This is a genomic window from Caulobacter sp. B11 (genome assembly GCF_002737765.1).
GTDB lineage: Bacteria > Pseudomonadota > Alphaproteobacteria > Caulobacterales > Caulobacteraceae > Caulobacter.
Genome location: NZ_PEGG01000052.1, coordinates 1 through 10,421 on the forward strand (window position 1 = coordinate 1; position 10,421 = coordinate 10,421).

11 protein-coding genes and 2 pseudogenes are annotated in these 10,421 nt (G+C 69.7%); all 13 read right to left on the reverse strand.

Annotated features, from left to right (window positions below):
- A pseudogene (locus CSW58_RS03525) lies at nt 1–431 on the reverse strand (UDP-2,4-diacetamido-2,4,6-trideoxy-beta-L-altropyranose hydrolase); the annotation flags it as partial.
- Entirely contained in the window at nt 428–1,159 is a 732-nt protein-coding gene (locus CSW58_RS03530; protein WP_099446330.1) for a cytidylyltransferase domain-containing protein, read from the reverse strand. The gene CSW58_RS03530 and the pseudogene CSW58_RS03525, both read right to left, overlap by 4 nt.
- 108 nt (nt 1,160–1,267) lie before the next feature.
- Nucleotides 1,268–1,495 (reverse strand): hypothetical protein, encoded by a 228-nt coding sequence (locus CSW58_RS13970; RefSeq protein ID WP_161494558.1) that lies wholly within the window; start codon nt 1,493–1,495, stop codon nt 1,268–1,270.
- Between the two features lie 45 nt (nt 1,496–1,540).
- Nucleotides 1,541–2,542 carry a mitochondrial fission ELM1 family protein gene (locus CSW58_RS03535; RefSeq protein ID WP_099446331.1) on the reverse strand — a complete coding sequence of 334 codons (1,002 nt, stop codon included), beginning with the start codon at nt 2,540–2,542 and terminating at the stop codon, nt 1,541–1,543.
- A gap of 72 nt (nt 2,543–2,614) precedes the next feature.
- Nucleotides 2,615–3,088, reverse strand: a complete 474-nt coding sequence (greA, locus tag CSW58_RS03540; protein WP_099446332.1) for a transcription elongation factor GreA — start codon at nt 3,086–3,088, stop codon at nt 2,615–2,617.
- 169 nt (nt 3,089–3,257) lie between these two features.
- Nucleotides 3,258–4,937 carry a methyl-accepting chemotaxis protein gene (locus CSW58_RS03545; RefSeq protein WP_099446333.1) on the reverse strand — a complete coding sequence of 560 codons (1,680 nt, stop codon included), beginning with the start codon at nt 4,935–4,937 and terminating at the stop codon, nt 3,258–3,260.
- Nucleotides 4,934–5,284, reverse strand: a complete 351-nt coding sequence (locus CSW58_RS03550) for a hypothetical protein (protein ID WP_099446334.1) — start codon at nt 5,282–5,284, stop codon at nt 4,934–4,936. Before CSW58_RS03550 ends, CSW58_RS03545 begins: the two co-directional genes overlap by 4 nt.
- Before the next feature lie 140 nt (nt 5,285–5,424).
- A complete protein-coding gene (locus tag CSW58_RS03555) occupies nt 5,425–6,087 on the reverse strand; it encodes a glutathione S-transferase family protein (protein WP_099446335.1) in 663 nt (220 codons plus the stop codon).
- A gap of 72 nt (nt 6,088–6,159) precedes the next feature.
- Nucleotides 6,160–6,630: a hypothetical protein gene (locus CSW58_RS14745; RefSeq protein ID WP_369825066.1), complete on the reverse strand. Its 471-nt coding sequence runs from the start codon at nt 6,628–6,630 to the stop codon at nt 6,160–6,162.
- A pseudogene (locus tag CSW58_RS14750) lies at nt 6,625–6,930 on the reverse strand (DUF86 domain-containing protein); the annotation flags it as partial. The gene CSW58_RS14745 and the pseudogene CSW58_RS14750, both read right to left, overlap by 6 nt.
- On the reverse strand, nt 6,920–7,216 hold the full coding sequence (locus tag CSW58_RS03565; protein ID WP_099446337.1) for a nucleotidyltransferase family protein: 297 nt from the start codon (nt 7,214–7,216) through the stop codon (nt 6,920–6,922). The gene CSW58_RS03565 and the pseudogene CSW58_RS14750, both read right to left, overlap by 11 nt.
- A gap of 31 nt (nt 7,217–7,247) precedes the next feature.
- On the reverse strand, nt 7,248–7,526 hold the full coding sequence (locus CSW58_RS03570; protein WP_099446338.1) for a hypothetical protein: 279 nt from the start codon (nt 7,524–7,526) through the stop codon (nt 7,248–7,250).
- 266 nt (nt 7,527–7,792) lie between these two features.
- On the reverse strand, nt 7,793–10,421 hold a 2,629-nt coding region (gene carB, locus CSW58_RS03575; protein ID WP_099446339.1), incomplete at its 5' end, for a carbamoyl-phosphate synthase large subunit.

The following is a 10,421-nucleotide window of genomic DNA, read 5'->3' on the forward strand; positions in this document are numbered from 1 at the left end:
GCCAGCAGCAGGGTCGCGCCCGGCGGGACTAGGCCGGCATAGTCCTCGGCCCGTCGGGCCGGACCGGAATCCAGCACCAGATCGGCCCCCAGCGGGCGGTCGGCCAGGTCGTCGATGACCAGGGTCGGCAGGCTCGAGATCCGCCGGTGCTCGGCCGCCCCCAGGCCGTAGTGATCGATGACCACGGCCTCGGCGTCGTGCGCCAGGGCCTGGGCCGCCTGGGCCAGATCCAGCGGCGACAGTTCGGGCAGGGACCGTGTGGCGGTCCGGGGCGCGAAGGCCGCGAGCACAGCCGCCACGGCCGGCGGGGCGGCGAACAGGCAGGTCGCGCCGCGCGCCTCCAGGGCCTGGGCCAGGGTCAGGCTGCGCATCACATGGCCGCCGCCGACCTGCGGCCCGGCGTCGACCACGAACAGGATGCGCGCGGTCATGCCCGCGGCTCGCCGCCGAAGGTCAGCAGGTCCTCGCGGCCGCGCACGAAGGCCCGGACATCCTGCGCGGTGAAGGCCCGGTCGCGGGGATAGAGGTGGTCATAGACCGCGGCCACGAAGGCGTAGTCGTCGGGCCGCTCGACCGACCAGCGCACCGCCGTCGCGCCGGGGGCGACGGGCGGCGAGGCGATCTTCCAGCGTCGGGGATTGTCGCGAATCGTCCAGGTGAAGGGCTCGGCGGGGCAGGGGTCGCCCCGTCGAGGCGGGGCGGCTTCGGCCGCGAGCCGGCGCAGGGCGGCGGCGCTCAGAACCTCGATCGCCTGGCCATCGCGGCCCGCCGCCCCGGGCGGGGCGTCGCCGGTATAGTCGGCCCCACTCGACAGATGCCAGTCGACGGCGGCGTCGATCGCCTCGGGATCGGCCAGGGGACAGTTGGCCGACATTCGCACCACATGGTCGGCGGGAAAGGCGTCCAGGACGGCGATGAAGGCCGCGAGCTCCGCGTCGGGCGGGCCGCGATGCACGGCGATCGCCTCGCGACGCACCACGGCGACGAGGGCGTCGTCCTCGACCTGGTCGCTGGCGATCACCACCAGCCGGTCGACGCGCCGCGAGCGCGACATCCGCTCGATCTGACGGACGATCATCGGTGTACGGAGGATCGGCATCATCGCCGCGCCGGGCAGGCCCGACTCGCCCGTGCGGGCCTGGAGGATGGCGAGGATCAAAGGGCGCGCGGTCAGCGGCGGTCGAATTTGCTGACCGCCCAGGCGGCCGCGAGGGCGACTGCGGCGAACATCATGTAGAGCAGTGTCGATCGAATGAGGGGGTCCATCTCAATCCTCCACACGTCCCAGAACGTAGTGCAGCAATAGCTGTAAGACAAGGAACGCGAAGACCGCCAAGGGGAACGCCGCACCGCTGAAATGGTTGGTGGCGGCCGGCTGAATCACCATCGTCACAAGAACGGCCACGGAAATCGCGTTCAGGGTCGTGGCCATCGCTTTGCGCCGCTCGTTACGACCGGCTTTCGTGGGGGGCGGTGCGGTCGCGGCTTCAACCATGACGTGAACATAACCGGAACACGTCCGCCGTTCAAGCGCCCGTCTTTACCCCGCCGCGTCGTTCATCCGCCGCAGCACCTCGGCCGCCGCCCGGCCGGTCTCGTCGACCGGCTCATAGGTCCAGCCATGGAAGGCCCCGCCATAGGGCCGGGCCGCGCCCTGGCGCTCCAGTTCCTGGTGGAACAGCCGGAACTTCAGGCTCTGCCCCTCCATCTTCAGGATGAACACCGGCTTGCCCGTCGAGGCCGCCTCGGTGGCCATGTTGGTGGAGTCCTCCGACACCAGGATGTAGTCGGCCGCCGCCAGGAAGGCGAAATAGGGATTGGGCCCCTCGCCGTCCCAGATGATCCCCGGCAGGTCGCGCAGGCGGGCGGTCAGCAGGGCCCGGGCCGGCTCGGGGGTGCGGCGCGAGAAGGTCATCAGCAGGCTGCCGCCCTCCTGCTCGAGCGGCAACTGGATCTCGTGCGCCATCTGGGCGGCGCGCTCGACCGAGATGTCGAAGGCCTTGGACTTGCCGCCCAGCAGCACCGCCACGCGGGGGCGGGGCAGGGCGTCGATCTGGTCCTTGAACTTCTCGTATTCGCTGGCCAGCCTCTGGCTCGTGACCCGGTGCGGCGAGCCGGTGATCGACAGGATATTGTCGCCGCTCAGGCGGTCGTGCTTGGGCGGGATGACCAGGTCGAACATGTGCGGCGGCACGCGCGGATCCTGGATCTGGACCACGAAGGTCTTGCCGCCCGACCAGCGCTTGGCGCGGATCGACAGGGGCAGGGTGGCGCGGCCGGCGGCGATCCACAGGTCCGGCCAGGGGCCGTTGATGTCGCTCTCGGGGGTCAGCCAGCGGCGGGGGAACCAGTTGAGCCACCAGGGCAGGCGGCCGATCCGGCCGGTCCAGCCGACCCGCTTGATCTCGACGCGGGCGGCGGTCTGGCGGGCCACGGCCTCGGCCAGGCCGACGGCCTGGGCCTCGATGCCGGCGCGCCCGTCCGAAATGGCCCAGATCGTCAGGGGAGATTTTTCGGATGACTGCAACGGATCTCGCCTCAACGCCAAACGCCGTGAAACCGCCTGGGCGGAGTCACGGTGTGGCAGGACTTCATGGCGAAGGTCAGACCGAGCCTAGACCCACTCGACCTTCAGGATTTCATAGGCCTTGATGCCGCCCGGGGTGGTGACCTCGACGACCTCGCCGACCTCCTTGCCGATCATGGCGCGCGACAGCGGCGAGGACAGCGAGATCCGGCCTTCCTTCACGTCGGCTTCGTGGTCGCCGACGATCTGGTAGCGGGCCTCTTCCTCGGTGTCCTCGTCGACGACGCTGACCGTCGCGCCGAACTTCACCTGCTTGCCCGACAGCTTGGACACATCGATGATCTGGGCGCGCGCGACCTTATCCTCGATCTCGGCGATACGGCCTTCGATCCAGCCCTGCCGTTCCTTGGCCGCATGGTACTCAGCGTTTTCCGACAGGTCGCCATGCTCGCGCGCCTCGGAAATCGCGGCGATCACGGCCGGTCGTTCGAGGGTCTTCAAACGCTTCAGTTCATCGTCGAGGGTTTGATAACCCCCGGCGGTCATCGGCACTTTTTCCATTGCGGATTTTAGCTCGGTTCGCCTGGGGAGGAGAGACGTCCCGTCGTTGGCGCTCACGACCGGGGGCTGAGAGGATAAGAGGGGTGTTCACGATAAGCAAGGGGGCGGGCGGGACCATCCGTCCCGCCCGCCCCCAGGGCCGTGCGTTCTTGTCGATCGTTGGCGGGCTCTAGAATTCCTGCCAGTCTTCCTTGACCGCCGTGGCGGCGCCGCCTCGACCGGGGCGGGAGACCGCGGTCGGGCGGGTGCGCGCGGCGGCCGGCGCGGCGGCGCGCACCGGGGCGGCGTCCGAAACCTTGAACCGTCCGACCAGGTTGGCCAGTTCATTGGCCTCGCCCTTGAGGGCGTGGGTGGCGGCGGTGGCCTGTTCGACCATGGCGGCGTTCTGCTGCACCACCTGGTCCATCTGGTTCACGGCGGTGTTGACCTCGTGCAGTCCGGTCGACTGCTCGCTGGCCGAGGCGGCGATCGAGGTGACCAGGGCGTCGATCGAGGCGACCTGGTCGACGATGCGCTGCAGGGCCTCGCCGGTCTGGCCGACCAGGCCGACCCCGGAGCCGACCTGCTGGGTCGAGGTCGAGATCAGGGCCTTGATCTCGCGGGCGGCCTCGGCCGAGCGCTGGGCCAGGGCCCGGACCTCCTGGGCGACGACGGCGAAGCCGCGGCCGGCGTCGCCGGCCCGGGCGGCCTCGACCCCGGCGTTGAGGGCCAGAAGGTTGGTCTGGAAGGCGATCTCGTCGATCACCCCGATGATCTGGCCGACCTGGTTGGACGAGCCTTCGATCTGGGTCATGGCCGCGACGGCCTGGGCGACGATCTCGCCCGAGCGCTGGGCGTCGGCGCGGGCGGTGGCGACCACCGAGGAGGCTTCCTTGGCCCCGGCGGCGGTGCGGCGGACCGTGGCGGTGATCTCGTCGAGGGCGGCGGCGGTCTCTTCCAGGCTGGCGGCCTGCTGCTCGGTGCGGCGCGACAGGTCGTCGGACGCGCCGGCGATCTCGTCGGCCCCGGCGCTGACCGCCTGGGTGGTGGAGGCGATGGCCTTGAGGGCGTCCTGGACCCGCTCGGCGGCGGCGTTGAAGTCGGCGCGCAGCACCTCATAGGCCTCGGCGAAGCGGCCGGTCAGGCGAACGGTCAGGTCGCCCTTGGCCAGGTTGGCCAGGCCGTGGGCCAGGGCCTCGACGGCGTCGGCGCGCTGGCGCTCGGCGACGGCCTCTTCCTGGCTGAACTTGGCGCGGTTGGCCTCTTCCGAGCGGCGGGCGGATTCGGCCTGGTCATTGGCCGAGCGGGCCTCGGCGACGGCGTCCTCGGCCTTGGTGCGGGCCAGGGTCGAGGTGGTGAACATGCTGTTGACGCTGGCGGTGATGGCGATCAGCGCCCCGGCCTCGACGATCAGGATGACGGCGTGGACGATGACCCGGCCCAGGCTGGCCGAGCCGGGGAACACGGCGTCGGGCAGCAGGTAGCTGAGGCCCAGATGGTGCACGGCGACGGTGGCGGCGGCGGCGACGATCACCGTCCAATCGCAATAGACCACCAGCAGGGCCAGGGCGGCGAAATAGGCCATGTGCATGTCGGTCTGCCAGGCGTGGCCGGCGAGGGCGGCGACCAGCAGCGAGACCTGGGCCATCAGGGCCACCCCGGTCAGGGCCCGTCCCATCGAGCCGGCCAGGCCCGCGGCGAGGGTCGACCCGACGGCGACCGCCACGGCGGCGATGGCCAGGCCCAGGATCGGACCGTGCACCGCCAGGCGGGCGGCCAGGGCGACGGCCACCATCACCCAGGTCAGGATGACCACCATCTTGCCGCCGGCTCGCCTCTGGGCGTCCAGGCTGTCGAAGGTGAAGTTCATGACAGGGTCTCCTGTGGCACGGGCGCGCAGACGCCGGCCCGGTCGGGATCAAGGATGAGCAGGGCGCCGGCGGCGCGGGCCCTTTGGGCCAGGGTCGACGGATCGCCCCGGAGAATGAGGATGAAGGGCGAACGGCCCGCGCCGGTCACGTCGCCGGCCGAACCGGCGGCGGCGAAGGCCTGGGCGGGCGACCACCAGGGGGGAAAGATCGCGGCGACGCGCGCCGGATCGCGGGGCGCGGCGTTGACCCCGGCCGCCGCGAACAGGCTGACGATCATGAGCAGGCCCAAGGCGAGACCCTTCAGGACCCCCATGGTCTTGCCATCACGATCGTGTGGAGTGCTCATCGCCGCCTCGTGCCATCACGTCGGGCCGGCGAAAGTCCGGCGACGCTTGCGAGAACAATGGCCGCCGGATCTTTTTCTAAGGTTAAGGTTATCCTGCCGCGACACCTGGCCGCAGGGCCGGGCGAGGCCTTGGCTCAGGCTCAGGCATAGTCGTAGGGGCCGCCGCGTTCCAGGGCCTGGCGATAGGCGGGGCGGGCATGGATCTTCTCGAGGAAGGCCTTGACCCGGGGACGGCCGCCGGCCCCGGCCCGGGCCGCGGCGGCCTCCAGCGGGAAGCTCATCATGATGTCGGCGGCGGTGAAGTCGGGGCCGGCGAACCAGGGGCTCTTGGCCAGCTCGTCGTCCCAATAGTCGATATGGGCGGTCACCTGCGGATCGATGAAGCCCTTTTGCGCCCCGTTGGCGATCGCCTTGACCAGGCCGCGCAGCAGGGCCGGGGCTCGGGTCGGCAGGGCGGTGAACACCAGCTTGAGCAGCAGCGGCGTCATGGCCGAACCCTCGGCATAGTGCAGCCAGTAGGTATAGCGCAGGCGCTCGGCCGTGCCGGCGGCCGGGATCAGCCGACCCTGGCCATGGGTCTCGATCAGATAGTCGATGATCGCCCCGGTCTCGGCGATGATCTTGCCGTTGTCGGCGATGACCGGCGACTTGCCCAGCGGATGGATGGCGCGCAGTTCGACCGGGGCCAGCATGGTCTTGGCGTCGCGCTCATAGCGCTTGACCTCGTAGGGAACCCCCAGCTCCTCCAGCAGCCACAGCACCCGCTGGCTGCGGGAATTGTTCAGGTGATGGACGATGATCATGGGGCGGCTCCGGAGGCTGGCGGCCAGACTCGCACGGCGGGGGGCGCGGTCGTCAAGCTTCAAACCTTGGTGCTAGTCCAGCGGCTGGAGGTCCGGCGCGATCCAGCCGCGCCGGGCCGCGACGCTGAACAGCCGCTCGCGCGACCAGAAGCTCAGCGGCCAGGCCTTGTCGCCCATCGGGGAGGCCAGCAGGCGGGCGACGGCGGCGCTGTCGGAGATCCCGGGCGGCAGGGTCGCGACGAAGGCGCGGATGGCGGCCAGATAGGCCTGGGTGATGGTCTCGTGATAGCCGCCGGCGTCGTCATTCACCCCGCCGACCGCGACATTGTAGGTCTGGATGATGCCCGGCAGGTCGCGCTCAAGGCCGGCGTCGCGGGTGCGGACCAGCCGCAGGGTGGCGGCCAGGTGAGCGGCGTGGGTCCACTGCGCCTTGGGCAGGGAGCGGTCCAGCAGGCCCTCGGTCAGGGCGGCGATTTGGGCGTCGGTGTAGGGGGCGGGTGGTGATTCTAGGCGGGCAAGTTCGGCCTGAACCGCAGCATCCAGGTCGCCCAGAAAGCTGCGGACCGTGGTCCAGACGATCCGTTGCTCAACACCTTCATACTCGTGGCGATAGATGTTCCCGGCCGCCCGGATGCTGCGCCAGTCGATCGCGGGATGGCGCGCGGTGAGGTCATCGGGCAACCGGCGGCAAGCCTCGGAAATGATCTCCAGGCAGCGCGTGGCGGCGTAGAAGGCGATGCGGTCGTGTTCGAAGTCGCTGGCCGACCGGTCACCGACGATCTGGCGGGCGAAGGCGATACTGTCGCGAATATGCAGCAGGACCGCCTCGGTCCTAGAAGGCATAGAGCGCTTCCCGCTCGACCGTCGGACGGATGTGACGGTTCAGGCCGTTGCGGCTGACCACGTCGACGCGTTCGCCGAAGAAGCCCTGGATCAGGTCCTTCAGGCGGGCATAGGCCCAGACGCTGATCGCGGCGTCGGGTGCGAATTCGACCATCACATCAATGTCGCTGCCGGGGCGGGCCTCGTCCCGCGCGACCGATCCGAACAGCGCCGCGCGCGCCACGCCCTGCTGGCGCAGTTCGCCTTCGTGACGCCTCAGGATCTGCAGGGCTTCGTCGCGGGTCATGGGGAAAGGATAGCAGAAACGCCCCGCCCCGTCACAATCGCCCCCGCCGCCCGCCCTTCAGGCGGTCCAGGGCGCGCGGCGCCGGGTCGATCGGGACCGCGGCGGGGCCCGGGACGGGCTTGAGGCCGGCCATGGCCACGATCTTGCGGACCACGGCGGCGATCTCGCCGCAGGCCTTGGCCTTGTCGCGGGCCTTGCGGACGGCGAGCGGGTTGTCGCTGTCCTCGATGGTTTTCCAGGCCGCGTCGATGGCGGCCATCAGCTTGGCTTGCAGGGCCTGGGACCAGGGGATGATCGAGATCTGGGTCATGGCCAGATCATGCGGCCGGTTCGGGCGGCGGGGATAAGAAACGTGCGTTTTTGTTTAGGGAGTTGAATTTGTTGAGGTTTGATTTTGGAGGGGCGGGGATTGAGGCGAGCGGATCCTCCCCCTGATGGGGGAGGTGGCCCGGAGGGCCGGAGGGGGACGTGATCCCACGCCGGCCGACTTCCCCCTCCGTCGGCTTCGCCGACACCTCCCCCGTCAGGGGGAGGATCTCTACCGGCCGACTCGACCAGCCCTGTGGATAACTTCCGCTAGTAGCTCTGCAGCGGCCGCACTTCCAGGGCCTCGGCCGGGGCCGAGGAGATGGCCTGGGCCGCCGCCAGGGCGCCGGCGCTGGTGGTGTAGTAGGGCACCTTCATCATCAGGGCGGTGCGGCGGATCTCGAAGCTGTCTTCCAGGGCCTGCTTGCCCTCGGTGGTGTTGAACACCAGCTGCACGCCGCCGTTCTTCATCACGTCGACGATGTGCGGACGGCCTTCCAGCACCTTCTTGACCAGCTCGACCGTGACGCCCTGCTCGGCCAGATAGGCGCGGGTGCCGACCGTGGACAGCACCTTGAAGCCGGCAGCCTGCAGCAGGCGCACGGGCTCGACGATCCACGGGCGGTCGCTTTCCTTGACCGAGACGAAGGCCGTGCCCTGGCTCGGCAGGGTGACGCCGCCGCCCAGCTGGCTCTTGGCGAAGGCGCGGGCGAAGGCGGGAGCCATGTCGGCCTCGCCCTCGCGCTTCCAGTCCAGGCCCATGACCTCGCCGGTCGAGCGCATTTCCGGGCCCAGGATGGTGTCGACCCCGGCGAAGCGGGCGAAGGGGAACACCGCCTCCTTCACCGCGATATGGTCATAGGGTTTGTCGACCAGGCCGAAGCTGGCGAGGGTCTCGCCGGCCATCAGGCGGGCGGCGATCGCCGCGACGGGCTGTCCAATCGTCTTGGCCACGAAGGGCACGGTGCGGCTGGCGCGGGGATTGACCTCCAGCACATAGATGCGCGGGGCCTCGGAGTGCGGCTCCTCGATGGCGAACTGCACGTTCATCAGGCCGCGCACATTCAGCGCCAGGGCCATCTTGACGGTCTGGCGCTTGAGTTCCTCGATAGTCTCGGCGCGCAGCGAGAAGGGCGGCATTGAGCAGGCGCTGTCGCCCGAATGGACGCCGGCCTCCTCGATATGTTCCAGCACCCCGGCCACGAACACCTCGGTCCCGTCGCAGAGGGCGTCGACATCGACCTCGGTGGCGCGGCTCAGATAGTGGTCCAGCAGGATCGGGTGCTCGAACGAGATCTCGCCGGTATTGGTGATGTAGCGTTCCAGGTGCTCGTGATCGCGGATGATCTCCATGCCGCGGCCGCCCAGCACATAGGAGGGGCGCATCACGAACGGGAAGCCGATCTCGTCGCCCTTGGCGCGGGCCTCGTCCCAGGTGCGGGCGATGGCGTTTTCGGGCTGGGCGATCTCCAGCCCGTCCAGCAGCTGCTGGAAGCGCTCGCGGTCCTCGGCCAGGTCGATGGCGTCGGGGCTGGTGCCGAGGATCGGGATGCCGGCGTCCTGCAGGGCCTGGGCCAGCTTCAGCGGCGTCTGGCCGCCGAACTGGACGATGACCCCGGCCAGCTCGCCCTTGCTCTGCTCGACGGCCAGCAGTTCCAGCACGTCCTCGGCGGTCAGCGGCTCGAAATAGAGCCGGTCAGAGGTGTCATAGTCGGTCGAGACGGTCTCGGGGTTGCAGTTGACCATGATCGACTCGATGCCGATCGCCTCCAGGGCGAAGGCCGCGTGGCAGCAGCAATAGTCGAACTCGATGCCCTGGCCGATGCGGTTGGGACCGCCGCCGAGGATCACCGCCTTCTTGCGGCCGGTGGGCAGGCTTTCGCATTCGGGAACCTGGCCCAGGGCGCCGGTCTCATAGGTCGAATACATGTAGGGGGTGGTGGCGGCGAACTCGCCGGCGCAGCTGTCGATGCGCTTATAGACCGGACGGACGTTCAGGGCCTGGCGGGCGGCGCGCACGGCGGCCTCGGTTCCGCCCGACAGCTTGGCCAGGCGGGCGTCTGAGAAGCCCTGGGCCTTGAGGGCGCGGAAGCCTTGCGCGTCGGTCGGCAGGCCGCCGGCCCGGACCCAGCCCTCCTGGCGAACCAGCTCGGCGATCTGGCGCAGGAACCAGGGCTCATAGGAACAGGCGGCGTTGACCTCCTCGACGCTCAACCCGTGGCGGAAGGCCTGGGCGATGACGCGGATGCGGTCGGGGGTCGGCATGCCCAGGGCGCGGATCACCGCGGCCTTGCCGTTGTCGGGATCGTCGGCGCCGTGGATCTCGATCTCGTCAAAGCCGGTCAGGCCGGTTTCCAGGCCGCGCAGGGCCTTCTGGACGCTTTCCTTGAAGGTGCGGCCGATGGCCATCACCTCGCCGACCGACTTCATGGCGGTGGTCAGGTGCGGCTCGCTGCCCGGATATTTCTCGAAGGCGAAGCGCGGGATCTTGGTGACCACATAGTCGATCGAGGGCTCGAACGAGGCCGGGGTCGCGCCGCCGGTGATGTCGTTCATCAGCTCGTCCAGCGTGTAGCCGACGGCCAGGCGGGCGGCGACCTTGGCGATCGGGAAGCCGGTGGCCTTCGAGGCCAGGGCCGACGAGCGCGACACCCGCGGGTTCATCTCGATGACCACCATGCGGCCGTCGGCGGGATTGACCGCGAACTGCACGTTGGAGCCGCCGGTCTCGACGCCGATCTCGCGCAGGACCGCGATCGAGGCGGCCCGCATCCACTGATATTCCTTGTCGGTCAGGGTCAGGGCCGGGGCGACGGTGATGGAGTCGCCGGTGTGGACGCCCATCGGGTCGATGTTCTCGATCGAACAGACGATGATGCAGTTGTCCGCCTTGTCGCGG